The sequence below is a fragment of the Aureimonas sp. Leaf427 genome (genome assembly GCF_001425485.1).
GTDB lineage: Bacteria > Pseudomonadota > Alphaproteobacteria > Rhizobiales > Rhizobiaceae > Plantimonas.
Window position 1 is genome coordinate 275,697 of the sequence record NZ_LMQW01000023.1, and the last position, 15,816, is coordinate 291,512.

The 15,816-nt window shown below is 64.7% G+C and carries 17 protein-coding genes; all 17 read right to left on the minus strand.

Annotation, left to right across the window (positions count from 1 at the left end; all coding sequences use genetic code 11):
- Position 1 precedes the first annotated feature (1 nt).
- A complete protein-coding gene (locus tag ASG62_RS14635; protein ID WP_056691719.1) occupies positions 2 to 1,513 on the minus strand; it encodes an NADH-quinone oxidoreductase subunit M in 1,512 nt (503 codons plus the stop codon).
- On the minus strand, positions 1,513 to 3,510 hold the full coding sequence (nuoL, locus tag ASG62_RS14640; protein WP_056691723.1) for an NADH-quinone oxidoreductase subunit L: 1,998 nt from the start codon (positions 3,508 to 3,510) through the stop codon (positions 1,513 to 1,515). Before nuoL ends, ASG62_RS14635 begins: the two co-directional genes overlap by 1 nt.
- 8 nt (positions 3,511 to 3,518) lie before the next feature.
- A complete protein-coding gene (nuoK, locus tag ASG62_RS14645; RefSeq protein ID WP_056691727.1) occupies positions 3,519 to 3,827 on the minus strand; it encodes an NADH-quinone oxidoreductase subunit NuoK in 309 nt (102 codons plus the stop codon).
- 23 nt (positions 3,828 to 3,850) lie between these two features.
- Entirely contained in the window at positions 3,851 to 4,465 is a 615-nt protein-coding gene (locus tag ASG62_RS14650; protein ID WP_082537071.1) for an NADH-quinone oxidoreductase subunit J, read from the minus strand.
- 167 nt (positions 4,466 to 4,632) lie between these two features.
- Positions 4,633 to 5,124 carry an NADH-quinone oxidoreductase subunit NuoI gene (nuoI, locus tag ASG62_RS14655; protein WP_056691732.1) on the minus strand — a complete coding sequence of 164 codons (492 nt, stop codon included), beginning with the start codon at positions 5,122 to 5,124 and terminating at the stop codon, positions 4,633 to 4,635.
- Positions 5,125 to 5,127: 3 nt separating this feature from the next.
- Positions 5,128 to 5,328 carry a hypothetical protein gene (locus ASG62_RS14660; protein ID WP_056691735.1) on the minus strand — a complete coding sequence of 67 codons (201 nt, stop codon included), beginning with the start codon at positions 5,326 to 5,328 and terminating at the stop codon, positions 5,128 to 5,130.
- Positions 5,325 to 6,374 carry an NADH-quinone oxidoreductase subunit NuoH gene (gene nuoH / locus ASG62_RS14665; protein ID WP_056691738.1) on the minus strand — a complete coding sequence of 350 codons (1,050 nt, stop codon included), beginning with the start codon at positions 6,372 to 6,374 and terminating at the stop codon, positions 5,325 to 5,327. The genes ASG62_RS14660 and nuoH overlap by 4 nt, the downstream gene beginning before the upstream one ends.
- Positions 6,375 to 6,386: 12 nt before the next feature.
- A complete protein-coding gene (gene nuoG, locus ASG62_RS14670) occupies positions 6,387 to 8,462 on the minus strand; it encodes an NADH-quinone oxidoreductase subunit NuoG (RefSeq protein WP_057180464.1) in 2,076 nt (691 codons plus the stop codon).
- 1 nt (position 8,463) lies between these two features.
- A complete protein-coding gene (locus ASG62_RS14675) occupies positions 8,464 to 8,781 on the minus strand; it encodes a pentapeptide repeat-containing protein (RefSeq protein WP_056691740.1) in 318 nt (105 codons plus the stop codon).
- An 8-nt stretch (positions 8,782 to 8,789) separates the two neighbouring features.
- Complete coding sequence (gene nuoF, locus ASG62_RS14680; protein ID WP_056691742.1) at positions 8,790 to 10,103, minus strand: NADH-quinone oxidoreductase subunit NuoF; 1,314 nt, start codon at positions 10,101 to 10,103, stop codon at positions 8,790 to 8,792.
- 13 nt (positions 10,104 to 10,116) lie between these two features.
- Entirely contained in the window at positions 10,117 to 11,568 is a 1,452-nt protein-coding gene (gene nuoE / locus ASG62_RS14685) for an NADH-quinone oxidoreductase subunit NuoE (RefSeq protein WP_056691746.1), read from the minus strand.
- 137 nt (positions 11,569 to 11,705) lie between these two features.
- Positions 11,706 to 12,278 carry a Uma2 family endonuclease gene (locus ASG62_RS14690; protein ID WP_156382156.1) on the minus strand — a complete coding sequence of 191 codons (573 nt, stop codon included), beginning with the start codon at positions 12,276 to 12,278 and terminating at the stop codon, positions 11,706 to 11,708.
- Between the two features lie 26 nt (positions 12,279 to 12,304).
- Entirely contained in the window at positions 12,305 to 13,495 is a 1,191-nt protein-coding gene (locus tag ASG62_RS14695; protein ID WP_056691750.1) for an NADH-quinone oxidoreductase subunit D, read from the minus strand.
- A 4-nt stretch (positions 13,496 to 13,499) separates the two neighbouring features.
- A complete protein-coding gene (locus ASG62_RS14700; protein WP_056691751.1) occupies positions 13,500 to 13,934 on the minus strand; it encodes a GFA family protein in 435 nt (144 codons plus the stop codon).
- 2 nt (positions 13,935 to 13,936) lie between these two features.
- Positions 13,937 to 14,530: an NADH-quinone oxidoreductase subunit C gene (locus tag ASG62_RS14705; protein WP_056691753.1), complete on the minus strand. Its 594-nt coding sequence runs from the start codon at positions 14,528 to 14,530 to the stop codon at positions 13,937 to 13,939.
- A gap of 12 nt (positions 14,531 to 14,542) precedes the next feature.
- On the minus strand, positions 14,543 to 15,136 hold the full coding sequence (locus ASG62_RS14710; RefSeq protein ID WP_056691756.1) for a NuoB/complex I 20 kDa subunit family protein: 594 nt from the start codon (positions 15,134 to 15,136) through the stop codon (positions 14,543 to 14,545).
- A complete protein-coding gene (locus tag ASG62_RS14715; RefSeq protein ID WP_056691758.1) occupies positions 15,127 to 15,501 on the minus strand; it encodes an NADH-quinone oxidoreductase subunit A in 375 nt (124 codons plus the stop codon). Before ASG62_RS14715 ends, ASG62_RS14710 begins: the two co-directional genes overlap by 10 nt.
- Positions 15,502 to 15,816: the final 315 nt, after the last annotated feature.

The following is a 15,816-nucleotide window of genomic DNA, read 5'->3' on the forward strand; positions in this document are numbered from 1 at the left end:
ATCACTGCGCCAACGCGACGGCCTGAGCCGCCTCGAGTGCTGCGGTGTAGCTCTTCAGGAGCGTGTCGACGGAGGCCGCCGTCACGTTGAAAACCGGCATCGGATAGACGCCGAAGAAGATGGTGAGCACGGCCAGCGGGTAGAGAAGGATCTTCTCCCGCCGGTCGAGATCGAGAATGCCCTTCAGCGAGTCCTTCGTCAGCGCGCCGAAGATCACCCGGCGGTAGAGCCAGAGAGCATAGGCGGCCGACAGGATGACGCCGGTCGTGGCGAAGATCGCGACCCAGGTGTTGGCGCGGAAGACCCCGAGCAGCGTCAGGAACTCGCCGACGAAGCCGGACGTGCCGGGCAGGCCGACATTGGCCATGGTGAAGAGCAGAAACACGGTCGCGTAGGCCGGCATGCGGCTGACGAGACCGCCATAGGCGGCGATGTCGCGCGTGTGCATGCGGTCGTAGACGACGCCGACGCAGAGGAAGAGCGCGCCCGAGACGAGGCCGTGGCTCAGCATCTGGAAGATCGCGCCCTGGAGGCCCTGCTCGTTCGCCGCGAAGATACCCATGGTCACGAAGCCCATATGGGCGACGGACGAATAGGCGATCAGCTTCTTGATATCCTCCTGCATCAACGCGACCAGCGAGGTGTAGATGATCGCGACGGCCGAGAGCGCGAAGACGAGCGGCGCGAAATCTGCCGATGCCAGCGGGAACATGGGCAGCGAGAAGCGGATGAAGCCGTAGCCGCCGAGCTTCAGGAGAATGCCGGCCAGGATGACGGAACCCGCCGTCGGCGCCTCGACGTGCGCGTCCGGCAGCCAGGTGTGGACCGGCCACATCGGCATCTTCACCGCGAAGCTCGCGAAGAAGGCGAGCCACAGCCAGGTCTGCATCTCGGCGGGGAAGCGCGCCTGGAGCAGCTCGGGGATCGAGGACGTGCCGGCGGTCCAGTACATCGCCATCATGGCGACGAGCATCAGGACCGAGCCGAGGAACGTGTAGAGGAAGAACTTGTAGCTCGCATAGACGCGGCGCTTGCCGCCCCACACGCCGATGATGAGGAACATCGGAATGAGGCCGCCCTCGAAGAAGATGTAGAACAGCACGATGTCGAGCGAGCAGAACACGCCGACGACGAGCGTCTCCAGGACGAGGAAGGCGATCATGTACTCCTTCACCCGCGTCTGCACGGATTCCCAGCTGGCCAGGATGCAGATCGGCATGAGGAAGGTCGTCAGAATGACGAAGAGCAGCGAAATGCCGTCGACGCCCATGTGATAGGTGATGCCCGTTCCGAGCCAATCGGCCCGCTCAACCATCTGGAAGCCGGGATCGGTCTCGTCGAACGAGCCCCAGACGAAGAGCGAGAGAACGAAGGTGATCACGGTCGTGTAGAGCGCGATCAGCCGGATGTTGTGCTTCTGCGCCGGCGTCTCGCCGCCCATCAGCATGATCAGCACCACGCCGACCAGCGGCGCGAAGGTCACCAGCGACAGGATGGGAAAGTCGAGGCTCATCAGCTTGCTCCTCCGACCATCATCCAGGTCACGAGCGCGGCGACGCCGATCAGCATGGCGAAGGCGTAGTGGTAGAGATATCCGGTCTGCAGGCGCACAGCGCGGTCCGTCACATCCATGACGCGGGCCGCGATGCCGTCGGGGCCGAGACGGTCGATGACCTGCCCGTCGCCCTGCTTCCAGAGGAAGCGGCCGAGCGCCTTGGCGGAGCGCACGAACAGGAAGTCGTAGAGCTCGTCGAAGTACCACTTGTTCAGGAGGAACTTGTAGAGCCCGCGATGCGTCACGGCGATCCTGGCCGGCATGTACGGCTTGCGAATGTAGAACTGCCAGGCGAGCACGAAGCCGATCACCATCGCGATGAAGGGCGACATCTTCACCAGGAAGGGCACCGAGTGCATGTCGTGCAGAACGTGGTTCTCCGCCCCGGTGAAGAGCGCGGCGTTCCAGAACTCGCCATAGCCCTCGCCGATGAAGAAGGGCGCGAAGACGATGCCGGCGAGGATCGCACCGGTGGCGAGAATGTAGAGCGGCACGAGCATGATCGGCGGCGACTCGTGGATGTGGTGCATGACCTCGTGGCTCGCCCGCGGCTTGCCGTGGAAGGTCATGAAGATCAGGCGCCAGGAGTAGAAGCTCGTCATCAGCGCGGCGATCACCGTCATGCCGAAGCCGTACATGGCGAAGCTGTTATGGCCGACGAAGGCGCTCTCGATGATCGCGTCCTTTGAGTAATACCCGGCCGTCAGCGGGAAGCCGGTCAGCGCCAGCGTGCCGATGACCATCATCCAGTAGGTCTTCGGGATGTGCTTGCGAAGCCCGCCCATGTTGCGCATGTCCTGCTCGTCGGAGACGGCATGGATAACCGAGCCGGCGCCCAGGAAGAGCAGAGCCTTGAAGAAGGCGTGCGTGAAGAGGTGAAACACCGCCGCACCATAGGCACCGACGCCGAGCGCGACGAACATGTAGCCGAGCTGCGAACAGGTCGAATAGGCGATGACGCGCTTGATGTCGTTCTGCACCAGACCGACCGTCGCGGCGAAAAAGGCCGTGGTCGCGCCGATGAAGGTCACGAAGGTCAGCGCGGAATGGCTGAGCTCGAAGACGGGCGACATGCGGGCCAGCATGAAGACGCCGGCGGTCACCATGGTCGCGGCATGGATCAGGGCCGAAACCGGGGTCGGGCCTTCCATGGCGTCGGGAAGCCAAGTGTGCAGGCCGAGCTGCGCCGACTTGCCCATCGCGCCCATGAAGAGAAGCAGGCAGATGACGGTCAGCGCCGTTCCCATCGTCAGCGGATAGCCGGCGAAGGTCAGCACGATGTCGGAAGCATGCGCCGCACCTTCGGCAGCCGCGCCGGCTTCATGGCCGAGCTCGCCCGCGATGGAGGCGGCGCCCGAGAAGATCGTGTCGAAGTTCACAGAACCGAAGACGGCGAAGAGGCCGAAAATGCCGAGCGCGAAGCCGAAATCGCCGACGCGGTTGACGACGAAGGCCTTCATCGCGGCCGCGTTGGCGGTCGGCTTCTTGTACCAGAATCCGATCAGCAGGTAGGAGGCGAGGCCGACGCCCTCCCAGCCGAAGAACATCTGCACGAGATTGTTCGACGTCACCAGCATGAGCATGGCGAAGGTGAAGAGCGAGAGATAGGCGAAGAAGCGCGGCCGATGCGGATCGTGGTGCATGTAGCCGATGGAATAGGTGTGCACGAGCGCCGAGACGGTGTTCACGACGACGAGCATGACGAGCGTCAGCCGGTCGATGCGCAGCGACCACGAGACGTCGAGCGAACCCGACTGCATCCACTGCAGAAGCTCGACATGCTGCACCAGACCTTCGCCGAAGCCAAAGGAGATGAACGCGATCCAGGACAGGACCGCCGAGACGATCAGAAGGCCGGTCGTGATGTATTCGGAGACCTTGGCGCCGATCGAGTTGCCGAAGAACCCGACGATCAGGAAGCCGATGAGCGGAAGGAGGACGATCGTCTGATACATCGCTCGGCTCAGCCTTTCATGGTGTTGACGTCTTCGACCGCGATCGAGCCGCGGTTGCGGAAGAAGACGACGAGGATGGCGAGGCCGATGGCGGCTTCCGCCGCGGCGACGGTCAGGATGAACAGCGCGAAGACCTGACCGGTGAGATCGTTCAGGAAGGACGAGAAGGCGACGAGGTTGAGATTGACCGAGAGCAGGATCAGCTCGATCGACATCAGGATCGTGATGACGTTCTTCCGGTTCAGGAAGATGCCGAAGACACCCGTCACGAAGAGGATGGCGCCGACGGTGAGGTAGTGGCCGAGACCGACTTCCATGGACATATCCTTCGTGCCGGCACTCAGAGGCCTTGGCCGCTCTTGACCTTGCGGATTTCGATGGCCGTCTCCGGCGTGCGGGCGACCTGCTGCGGAATGGACTGGCGGCGGATGCCGACCTTGTGGCGAAGCGTCAGGACGATCGCCCCGATCATCGCGACGAAGAGGATGAGACCGGCCACCTGGAAGAAGAAGACGTAGCGCGTGTAGAGCACGAGCCCGAGCGCCTCGATGTTGGACGTCACCGCCAGCGAGGGCATGGGCATGGCCGTCACCGCGGTCGGCGACGGGCGATAGACGTTGCCGGTCACGGCGACGACGAGTTCCGCGAGCAGCACGATGCCGATGATCGCGCCGATCGGCGCATATTCGAGAGCACCCTTCTTCAGAGCCGCGAAATCGACGTCGAGCATCATCACGACGAAGAGGAAGAGCACTGCGACGGCGCCGACATAGACGACGATCAGGATCAGCGCGAGGAACTCGGCGCCCGTGAGCAGGAAGAGACCGGCCGCGCTGACGAAGGTCAGAATCAGGAAGAGCACGGAGTGCACCGGATTGCGCGACAGGACGACCATCATGGCCGCGCCGACCGTCACGAAGGCGAAGACGTAGAAGAAGAAAGCCTGAAGGCCCAGCATGAACGGGCTCCTTGTCGTCGCAGGTGTGGTCGTCGCAGGTGCGTCGTCGTCGAATGTTGCGTCGGCCCCTCCCTTCGTCTGGAAGGGCGGACCGACGGTCGATCGTCTCGGGGCCGATTGAGATTGCGGGAAGGCGAAGCGCCCTCTCCCGCTATCGCCCCCGATTAGCGGTAAGGTGCGTCGAGCGCAATATTCTCGGCGATTTCCCGCTCCCAGCGATCGCCGTTCGCGAGCAGCCGCTCCTTGTCGTAGTAGAGCTCCTCGCGCGTTTCCGTCGAGAACTCGAAGTTCGGACCCTCGACGATCGCGTCGACCGGGCAGGCCTCCTGGCAGAAGCCGCAATAGATGCACTTCACCATGTCGATGTCGTAGCGCACGGTCCGGCGCGTGCCGTCGTTGCGGCGCGGGCCGGCCTCGATGGTGATGGCCTGGGCCGGGCAGATCGCCTCGCAGAGCTTGCAGGCGATGCACCGCTCCTCGCCGTTCGGATAGCGGCGCAGAGCATGCTCGCCACGGAAGCGCGGGCTCTGCGGGTTCTTCTCGAACGGGTAGTTGATCGTGGATTTCGGCGCGAAGAAGTAGCGCATGGAAAGGCCGAAGGCCTTCACGAACTCCAGGAGAAACAGCGAGCGGACGGTCTGTGCGATGGCACTCATGGATCAGCCTGCAAGGCTCGAGGCGACGATGGGGCCGGCGAACCAGCCAACGATCGGAAACACGACGAGGGACATGCCCCGCACGAGCTTCAAGGAAAGGCCGGCGCCGCCCCGTCTCGGCGTGCGCACCAGGCCGAGGGCGACGAAATCGGCGATTCCGATCGCAAGGCCCACTAGCGCGCCGAGAAGGGCGGGGTCCGTCACGCCGGCACCGTGCCGGTGATCTTGAGGACGAAGGCGGTGATGACGACCATGCCGAGCGAGATCGGCAGGAAGACCTTCCAGCCCAGACGCATCAGCTGATCGTAGCGGTAGCGGGGCACGAAGGCCTTCACCATGGCGAACATGAAGAAGACGAGCGCGACCTTGGCCAGGAACCAGATGACGCCGGGGACCCAGGTGAAAGGCGCGAAATTGAAGGGCGGCAGCCATCCACCAAGGAAGAGGATGGTGGTGAGGCAGCACATCAGGGTGATGGCGGCATACTCGCCCAGCATGAACATCATGTACGGGGTCGATCCGTACTCGACCATGAAACCGGCGACGAGTTCCGATTCGGCTTCCGGAAGGTCGAAGGGCGGCCGGTTCGTCTCGGCAAGCGCCGAGATGAAGAAGATGATGAACATCGGGAAGAGCGACAGCCAGTGCCAGTCGAGGAACGTGTTGGGCAGGCCGATGCGGGTGCCGATGCCGTTCCCTTGCGCGAGCACGATGTCGGTAAGGTTCAGCGAACCGACGCAGAGAAGCACGGTGACGATCACGAAGCCGATCGAGACTTCGTAGGAGACCATCTGCGCCGCCGAGCGAAGCGCGCCGAGAAAGGCGTATTTCGAGTTCGACGCCCAGCCGCCCATGATCACGCCGTAGACCTCCAGAGAGGAGATGGCGAAGATATAGAGGATGCCGATGTTCACGTCGGCGATGACCCAGCCGTCGGCCACGGGCACGACGGCGAAGGTCGCGAGCGCCAGCGTCACCGCGACGAGCGGCGCCAAAAGGAAGACGGCCTTGTCGGCGGAGGCCGGGATCACCGGCTCCTTCAGAACGAACTTCAGCAGATCGGCGAAGGACTGGAAGAGACCGAAGGGGCCGACCACGTTCGGCCCGCGACGCATCTGCACCGCCGCCCAGATCTTGCGATCGGCCAGCAGAATGTAGGCGATGAGGACGAGAAGGACGACGAGGAAGAGCACGCTCTGCGCGGCGATGACGATCGCCGGCCAAGCATAGAGGGAGAAAAAGTCCGACACGGCGGGCGATCCTTATTCCGCAGCTTCGAGATGCTCGGCCTGGGCGAGCCTCGAGCATTCGGCCATGACCTTCGAGGCCCGAGCGATCGGGTTCGACAGGTAGAAATCCGTGATCCCGGCGCGGAAACCGGCGCCCGTCACCGTGCCCGCCCGATCGGCGAGCGCCGTCACCGCCGAGGGATCGGCCGCCGTGACGGCGTCCGAGCGCATATGCGGATGGGCGGCGTAAAGCTCGGCGCGCAGCGCGGAGAGCGAGTCGAAGGGCAGCGGCTTGCCGAGGACGGCCGAAAGCGCGCGGAAGATCGCCCATTCCTCGCGGGCGTCGCCCGGCGGAAAGGCGGCACGGCTGCCGGTCTGGGCCCGGCCTTCGGTGTTCACCCAGGTACCGGACTTCTCCGTATAGGCGGCACCGGGCAGGATGACGTCGGCGCGATGCGCGCCCTTGTCGCCATGGGTGCCGACATAGACGACGAAGGGACCCGCCGCGATCTCGATCTCGTCGGCGCCGAGATTGAAGAGGAGATCGACCGACCCTCCGGCCATCTCCGCCGCATTCGAAGCACCCTCGCCCGGCACGAAGCCGATATCGAGACCGCCGACGCGCGAGGCCGCATTGTGCAGCACGTTGAATCCGTTCCAGCCGTCCGTTACCGCGCCGATCTCACGCGCGAGGGCGGCAACCGAGGCGAGGACGGACGCGCCGTTCGGCCCGGAGATCGCGCCCTGCCCGACGACGATCATCGGCTTCTTGGCGGCCCGCAAAGCCTCGTAGAATTCGTGGCTCGCGCCGTCGATATCCGACAGCGTGTCGGGCCCTGCGCCGAGATAGACGGCGTCGTAGCGAAGATCGGCATTCTCGCCGATCACGCCGATCGGGAACCCGCCCATGCGCCAGCGCTTGCGGATGCGGGCGTTGAGTACCGAGGCCTCGAAGCGCGGGTTGGCTCCGATGATCAGAAGCGCGTCCGCATCCTCGATGCCGGTAATGGTCGTGTTGAAGAGATAGGACGCACGCCCATCGGCCGGGTCGAGGGCGGCGCCGTCCTGGCGCACGTCGAGATGGGCCGAGCCGAGTTCGCCCATCAGGCGCTTCAGAGCCCAGAGATCTTCGACGGCGGCGAGATCGCCCGCGATGGCGCCGATCCGGCCCGGAGCGGTCGCGGAAACCTTCGCCTTGATCGCGCCGAAGGCTTCCGCCCAACTGGAGGGCTGGAGGCGGCCGTCCTTGCGAACATAGGGGCGGTCGAGACGCTGGGTGCGCAGCCCATCCCAGACGAAGCGCGTCTTGTCCGAGATCCACTCCTCGTTGATCTGCTCGTTCGTGCGCGGCAGGATGCGCATGACCTCGCGACCGCGCGTGTCGACGCGGATCGAGGAGCCGACGGCATCCATCACGTCGATCGTCTCGGTCTTGGTCAGTTCCCAGGGCCGCGCCTGGAAGGCATAGGGCCGCGATGTCAGCGCGCCGACCGGGCACAGGTCGATCACGTTGCCCTGCAGCTCGGAGGTCATGGCCTGCTCGAGATAGGTCGTGATCTCGGCATCCTCGCCGCGGCCGACGAGGCCCAGCTCCGAAATGCCGGCGACTTCGGTCGTGAAGCGGACGCAGCGCGTGCAGTGAATGCAGCGCGTCATGATCGTCTTGACGAGCGGGCCGATATACTTGTCCTCGACGGCGCGCTTGTTCTCGCGATAACGCGAGTTGTCGACGCCGAAGGCCATGGCCTGATCCTGGAGATCGCACTCGCCGCCCTGATCGCAGATCGGGCAATCCAGCGGGTGGTTGATCAGCAGGAACTCCATCACGCCCTCGCGGGCCTTCTTCACCATCGGCGTGTTGGTGAAGATTTCAGGCGCCTCGCCGTTCGGGCCGGGGCGCAGGTCCTTGACGCCCATGGCGCAGGAAGCCGCGGGCTTGGGCGGGCCGCCCTTCACCTCGACGAGGCACATGCGGCAATTGCCGGCGATCGACAGACGCTCGTGGAAACAGAAGCGCGGGATCTCGGCACCCGCCTCCTCCGCCGCCTGCAACAGCGTGTAGTGATCGGGAACTTCGACTTCCGTGCCGTCGACCTTGATCTTTGCCATATCAGTTGCTGCCTCGTGCCGTCTTCGCAGCCCCGTGGGACGCGAGGAGGTCGGCGATGCCGATCCCGTTGATCGTCAGACCCTCGACCGCCGCGTCTTCGAAACGCGCGTTCGTCAGATCGACATTGCGAAAATGCGCGTCGCTGAGATCGGCGTTCGTCACGGCGATCTCAGCGAAGTCGACATTGCCGAACTCGCTGCCCGAGAGATCGACATTCTCGAAACGCGCTTCCGACAGGTCGCAGTTCGAGAAGGACGAACTCGAAATGTCCGCCTTCTCCGCCGTGATGATGTCCGCGCGCCCGACGATCTCGACCATGGTCCCGCCTACTCCGCCGCTTCGAGCATCTGCGGACGGTTCACGCCGGGATGACCGTTGCGCGAGAACTCGTCGATGCGGCGCTCAACTTCCGACCGGAAATGGCGCATCAGGCCCTGGATCGGCCACGCCGCGGCGTCGCCGAGGGCGCAGATCGTGTGGCCCTCGACCTGCTTGGTCACGTCGAGCAGCATGTCGATCTCGCGCTTCTCGGCATTGCCGACGACCATGCGCTCCATGAGGCGCCACATCCAGCCCGTGCCTTCGCGGCACGGCGTGCACTGGCCGCAGCTCTCGTGCTTGTAGAAGTAGGAGAGACGAGCGATCGCGCGGACGATGTCGGTCGACTTGTCCATGACGATGACCGCGGCGGTGCCGAGCGAGGTCTTGATGTCGCGCAGACCGTCGAAGTCCATGGGCGCGTCGATGATGTCCTTGGCCGGCACGAGCGGCACCGAGGAGCCGCCGGGAATGACCGCGAGGAGGTTGTCCCAGCCGCCGCGGATGCCGCCGCAATGCTTCTCGATGAGCTCGCGGAAGGGGATGCCCATGGCCTCCTCGACCGTGCAGGGACGCTCGACATGGCCGGAAATGCAGAAGAGCTTGGTGCCCGTGTTGTTGGCCCGGCCGATACCGGAGAACCAGGCGCCGCCGCGGCGCAGGATCGTCGGCGCGACGGCGACGGACTCAACGTTGTTAACCGTCGTCGGGCAGCCGTAAAGTCCCATGTTCGCCGGGAACGGCGGCTTCAGGCGGGGCTGGCCCTTCTTGCCCTCGAGGCTTTCGAGAAGCGCGGTCTCCTCGCCGCAGATGTAGGCGCCGGCGCCGTGGTGGACGACGATGTCGTAGTCCCAGCCGCACTTGTTGTTCCGACCGAGAAGGCCTGCGTCGTAGCACTCGTCGATGGCGCGCTGGAGCGCCTCGCGCTCGCGGACATATTCGCCGCGCACGTAGATGTAGCAGGCATGCGCGCCCATCGCGAAACCGGCGATGATGCAGCCCTCCACCAGTGTGAAGGGGTCGTTGCGCATGATGTCCCGGTCCTTGCAGGTTCCGGGTTCGGATTCGTCGGCGTTGATGACGAGGTAATGCGGACGACCGTCCGATTCCTTCGGCATGAAGGACCATTTGAGACCGGTCGGGAAGCCCGCGCCGCCGCGACCGCGAAGGCCGGACGCCTTCATCTCGTTGATGATCCAGTCGCGCCCCTTGGCGATGATCTCGCCGGTGCCGTCGAAATGGCCGCGCGCCATCGCGCCCTTCAGGCTCTTGTCCTTCAGGCCGTAGATATTGGTGAAGATGCGGTCTTCGTCGCGCAGCATCGTCCCGTTCTCCTCAGTCCTGTCCAGCCGGCGCGGCCAGGGCCTTCGCCTGCTCGATCCAGCGATCGCGCAGGGCGCGGCCGCGGAAGTTCAGATGATCGTCGATCCACTGCAATTCGGCCGTCGACCAGCCGGCAATCTGCCGGAAGTGATAGACGCCGAGCTCGTTCAGCTTGACCTCGAGCACCGGCCCGACGCCCTTGATGAGCTTCAGATCGTCCGCGCCGCCCTCCGGCGCCGACAGGAGCCCTGCGGGCCTCTCCGGCTCGACGAAGGAGGCGGAAGCCGGAGCCGGGGACGCATCGCTCTCGAAATGATCTGCTGCGACCGGCCCGGCTGCCGTGTCCTCGGTCCGGCGCAGCTGCTCGACCGGCGGCTCGTCGCGCACATCCACCGCGGAGCCCGCAGCCGGCGCCCGATCGCCAGAGATCTCGCGAGCCGAGCCCTCGGGCGCATCGACGAACTTGCGATCGGCGACGACGGCACTCTCATCCCGCTGGCCCTTTTCGCCAAGCGGACCGTCACGACGCGCCGTATCGGCATCGGCCGCAGCGGAGGACCGGTTGTCGAGCCCGTCCTCCTTCTGGCCGGCGCCCGTCGGCCCCTTGAAGGAACCACCGGTCTCGCCCGATCCCGCAGGAGCGGTTGCCGATGTCGGACCCTTGCTTTCCGCGGTCTCGATGCGCTGATCGACGGCTGCGCCGACGGCCGCGCCCGGGCTCTTGATGCTGGGGTCGGTCTCCGGCGCATGGGTCGAGGGGCGACCGGCCTGCGAGGGCTCCTGCCCCTCCGCCGCGCGGGCCTCGCTCGACGACGAGCCGGAATGCTCGATGCCGTCGCCGACCTTGGCCGTATCGCCGGAGGTGAGCGAGGTCGGGCCGCCGAAGGGCGAGGAGAGGTGGCGGTCGATCTGCGGACCGACCTTCACGCCCTCGCCTTCACCACGATCGAAGGCATCGATGATCTCGGAGAGACGCTCCGCGGTCAGATCCTCGTAGGTGTCCTTGAAGATCATGACCATCGGCGCGTTCACGCAGGCGCCCAGACACTCGACCTCTTCCCAGGACAAGGTGCCGGAAGCATTCAGATGGAACTGATCGTGATGGATCTTCGACTGGCAGACCCGCTTCAGCTCGTCCGAGCCGCGCAACATGCAGGGCGTCGTGCCGCAGACCTGGACATGGGCGCGCGTGCCGACCGGCTTCAGCTGGAACTGGGTGTAGAAGGTCGCGACCTCCAGGACGCGGATGAGCGGCATGGCGAGCCGATCGGCGATATGCTCGATCGCCGCCTTCGTCACCCAGCCGTCCTGTTCCTGCGCCCGCATGAGCAGAGGAATCACGGCGGACTGCTGACGCCCCTCCGGGTATTTCGCGATGGTGCGCTCGGCCCAGCCGGAGTTCTCGCCATTGAAGGCGAAGCCTGCCGGTTGAACGCTGTCTTCCGCGAGCCGTCTGACGGACATCGGACCTCGACTTGGTTCTGTTCTAAACTCGATTGTTGCGGCGCGTTCTAACATACGCTCCACAAAAGGCCAGTGGTGGAAAGCCGCACTCTGCAAGGAGTTCAAACCATTCCAACGCCGTTTCCGGCAAAGCGCCGTCAGCTGTCGAAAAGCCGATCGACGGAGACGGAAATGCCGGGCGGCGAAAGATCGAGAACGTCGTCGCGGCCGACGATACGGGTCGCGATCTCACCCTCGACCGAAGTGCGTCTGTGATGGACGACGCGTTGCTCGTCGCCATAGAGGATCAGGTAGTGCTGTATCGAAGAGACCGAAAAATAGTCGATCAGCTTGCGACCCGAATCGTCACGCGCGCTTGACGGAGAAACGACCTCCAAGACGATGACCGGGTTGGAAACGAAGACTTCGGCACCGTCGTAAGGACCGCAATGAACGAGCGCATCCGGCTCGCGAACGGTCCGTTCGTTGACCCTGATGCTCACTCCATCGGGAAACGCTTCGCAATCCGACCCGGCCGCCCGAACCGCGTTACGCAGGGCCAGCCATGCCGAAGCCTTGTGCCGAGCGTGGCTCACCTTTTCCGACTGAAGCCGGACCGGTTGTCCTTCGACCAGTTCGTAGCGCTCGCCGTCGTCCAGCGTTTCCGCCCAGGACACGAAGACTTCGGCCGTCATATCGCTTTGCAGGGAGACCTTCCCAGTGGTCGACATGGACGCTCCCTGAGTTCGCGCCTCGTTTACCGATCGACCTCGCCGAAAACGATATCGAGCGAGCCGAGAATGGCCGAGACGTCCGCCAGCATATGCTTGCGGCACATGAAGTCCATGGCCTGGAGATGGGCGAATCCGGGCGCCTTGATCTTGCAGCGATGCGGCTTGTTCGTGCCGTCCGCCACCAGATACACGCCGAACTCGCCCTTCGGCGCCTCGACCGCGGCGTAGACCTCGCCGGCGGGAACGTGGAAGCCCTCGGTGTAGAGCTTGAAATGGTGGATGAGCGCCTCCATCGAGCGCTTCATCTGGCCGCGCTTCGGAGGCACGACCTTGCCCTCGGTCGCCGAAACCGGGCCGACGCGCTCGGCACCGGACAGGCGCTCGACGCACTGCTTCATGATCTTCACCGATTCGCGCATCTCGATCATGCGGATCAGGTAGCGATCGAAACAGTCGCCGTTCTTGCCGACCGGGATGTCGAAATCCATCTCGTCGTAGCACTCGTAGGGCTGCGACTTGCGCAGGTCCCAGGCCGCGCCCGAACCGCGCACCATGACGCCGGAGAAGCCCAGCGCCCAGCAATCCTCGATCCCGATGACGCCGATATCGACATTGCGCTGCTTGAAGATGCGGTTGCCCGTCAGAAGGTCGTCGATGTCGTCGCAGACCTTGAGGAACGGATCGCACCAGGCGCCGATATCGTCGATCAGCTTCTGTGGCAGATCCTGGTGGACGCCGCCCGGGCGGAAATAGGCCGCGTGAAGGCGCGCGCCGGAGGCCCGCTCGTAGAAGACCATCAGCTTCTCGCGCTCCTCGAAGCCCCAGAGCGGCGGCGTGAGGGCGCCGACGTCCATGGCCTGGGTCGTGACATTGAGAAGATGGGAGAGGATGCGGCCGATCTCGGAATAGAGCACGCGGATCAGCTGCGCGCGCTTGGGCACCGAAACCTCGGTCAGCTTCTCGATGGCCAGGCAGAACGCATGCTCCTGGTTCATCGGCGCCACGTAGTCGAGGCGGTCGAAATAGGGCAGTGCCTGGAGGTAGGTCTTCGCCTCGATCAGCTTTTCCGTGCCGCGATGAAGAAGGCCGATATGGGGGTCCACCCGCTCGACGATCTCGCCGTCGAGCTCCAGCACGAGGCGCAGAACGCCGTGCGCCGCCGGATGCTGCGGGCCGAAGTTGATGTTGAAGTTGCGGACGTCGATCTCGGCCATGGTCTCAAGCCCCTTCGCCGGTTACGGCGGCGATGAATTCTGCGCCCGTCATCTTCCGCGTCTCGTTGGCGAACGCGTAGAAACTCGGCTTCTCGTCGATGAAGATTTCGCTGGTCAAGGCGATGCCGCTCTGATCGTCCAGAGCCTGAAGGGCCAGGGCATGCGCCGAGCCGTCCTGCATGCGCCAGACGAGACTGGAGCCGCAGACGCGACAGAAGAGACGTTCGCCATAGTCCGAGGACCGGTAGATGCCGAGCGACGCCTCGTCGGCAAACGCGACGCTGTCGCACTCGACGGTCATGAACACCCCGCCCGACCATTTGCGGCACATGCTGCAATGGCAGACGCCGGCCTCGGCCGATCCGAGAACGGCATCCAGACGGACGGCGCCGCACAGGCACCCGCCCGACCGATTCAATCCCGGTCCGCCCCCAGCCATGGTCAGTTCGCTTTCGACTTCTCGTCGCCGGGCAGCACGTAGTCCGTGCCCTCCCACGGAGACAGGAAGTCGAAGTTCCGGAACTCTTGCCGCAGCTCGACCGGCTCGTAGACGACCTGCTTCAGCGCTTCGTCGTAATGAACCTCGACGAAGCCGGTCAGGGGGAAATCCTTGCGGAGCGGATGGCCCTCGAAACCGTAGTCGGTGAGAATGCGCCGAAGGTCGGGATGCCCGGTGAAGAGAATGCCGTAGAGATCGTAGGCCTCGCGCTCGAACCAGTCGGCTCCGGCGAAGACGGGGGTCGCCGACGGCACCGGGTCATCCTCGCCCGTCGCGACCTTCACGCGGATGCGGGCGTTCCGGGTCGGCGACAGGAGATGGTAGACGACCTCGAAGCGCTGGACGCGACCGGGATAGTCGACCCCGCATATGTCGGTGAGATTGACGAAGGCCAGCGAAGGCTCGTCGCGCAGCACGGTGAGGACCCGGAGGATCTCGGCGGCCGGCACGACGATCGTCAGCTCGCCGAACTTCAGCGAGGAGGATGCGACGGCCTCGCCGAGGAGGCCCTGTACCTGTTCGGACAGTTCGTTCATCGCGGGCTCGCCTCAGCGCTCGATCGTGCCGGTGCGGCGGATCTTCTTCTGCAGAAGAAGCACGCCGTAGAGAAGCGCCTCCGCCGTCGGGGGACAGCCGGGCACGTAGATGTCGACCGGCACGACGCGATCGCAGCCGCGCACCACCGAATAGGAGTAATGATAGTATCCGCCGCCATTGGCGCAGGAGCCCATCGAGATGACGTAGCGCGGCTCCGGCATCTGGTCGTAGACCTTGCGCAGGGCCGGGGCCATCTTGTTCGTCAGCGTTCCGGCCACGATCATGACGTCGGACTGGCGCGGGCTGGCGCGTGGCGCGAAGCCGAAGCGCTCGGCATCGTAGCGTGGCATCGACATCTGCATCATCTCGACCGCGCAGCAGGCGAGACCGAAGGTCATCCACATCAGCGAGCCCGTTCGGGCCCACTGGATGAGATCCTCGGTCGAGGTGACGAGAAAGCCCTTGTCGGCCAGCTCTTCGTTGATGTCCGTCAGGAACGGGTCCTGCGCCGGGCGCACGAGAGCGCTGCCGGGAGCTGCTGCGGCCGATCCTTCGGCGAGCGGCGCACGCAGGAGGAGATCGCGGGTGCCGTCATTCAGTCCCATTCGAGGGCGCCTTTCTTCCATTCATAGATGAAGCCGACCGTGAGGACGCCGAGAAACACCATCATCGACCAGAAACCGAACCAGCCCACCGCGCCGAACGTGGCGGCCCAGGGAAAGAGGAAGGCGACTTCCAGATCGAAGATGATGAAGAGGATCGAGACGAGATAGAATCGCACGTCGAACTTCATGCGCGAATCGTCGAAGGCGTCGAAGCCGCACTCGTAGGCCGAGAGTTTCTCGTCGTCAGGAGCCTTAAAGGCCAGAAGGAAGGGCGAGACCAGCAGCGCAAGGCCGATGAGAAGCGCCACCCCGACGAAGATGACGATCGGGAGATAGGAAGCGAGAAGCTCGGGCACCGCGGCCATCCCTCGTGACGATACGGGATGGCACGTCGTTCCGTGCGCTCATCCGGCATCCATATTTTCAGCTTGTCCGATGAAGGTAAACCATCGGCGGACGCGTTCAATGCGACGCACGGCCACTGGCGCGCATCGCATTGCGGCGAGGACTAGACCCTTACCATTCCGGGCGCAAGATGACGGTCGCGCGCACCCGCCCACATCGGCCCCAAACTCGCCCTGCCCGGCCGTCGATCCGGCCCGGCACCAGCTTCGCCTCGCCCGCCGGCGTCGATAGGGTATCGTCCTCGACGAGGCCCTGCCGAAGCTGGGCGAGACGGT